The organism is Lachnoclostridium sp. An169 (genome assembly GCF_002160525.1).
GTDB lineage: Bacteria > Bacillota > Clostridia > Lachnospirales > Lachnospiraceae > Mediterraneibacter > Mediterraneibacter cottocaccae.
In genome coordinates this window covers 1-731 of the sequence record NZ_NFKT01000083.1, presented here as the reverse complement: position 1 = coordinate 731, position 731 = coordinate 1, and the positions used below count along the sequence as shown (strand labels likewise).

Annotated in this window: 1 pseudogene; it reads right to left on the bottom strand. The window is 45.1% G+C overall.

The features are described from left to right. Positions 1-96: 96 nt before the first annotated feature. Positions 97-731: pseudogene (locus tag B5F07_RS22765) on the bottom strand (hypothetical protein); the annotation flags it as partial.

Genomic DNA, 731 nt, shown 5'->3' with positions numbered 1-731 from the left:
GAACGGGCATCGTATTGGAACCTGCAAAAACAGCAGCCGTACTGTATTTTTCATACTATACGGCTGCTATTTTTCAGTTTATTTTATTCTGCGCAGTTACTCCATATATTTTTCTGCCTCATCTGGAGACAGTCCATATGCTTTCTTCAGTGCATTCTTAATCTCCGATTTCTGAACTCCTGCATCACGTAACGATGAAATTAATCGATAAATGCCATTCTTACGTTCATCCTCCCTGCCCGCTTCATACCAGTCCTTTTTCATCGCCTCATCATGCTTTTCCTGATCAAATGTCTCCAGGATCATCTGGACCACCTCTGCTTTCTGCGATACCAGGATATCCGCCAGAATGCCTTTTCTTATACATTCATCGACTGCCAGCAATGCGGATTCACGAAGCGCCATATCCAGCGCCAGATTTCTCCGCACCGTCTCCACAAAGATCGCATATTCCTTCAGTCTCCGGCACTTTTCCATCAACTCTTTATTATGACCGTAATTGATGTTCAGCATCACTGCGGTACACTCCAGACCGGGAGTTTTTCTCTCTGCCCCAGTGTGGGATTCTGTCTGCGCCCCCTCCTGTGATACCTTCCGGAACAGATCTGACAGTTTCAGTTCTGTCCGGTCCGGTTCTTCCTTTGTCCCGTTATAAAACACAAAGTACTGGGGAAAAGGCAGTTCTTTCCGGGTGCTTGTATAGATATCAATATCATTCTCTGCAATATATT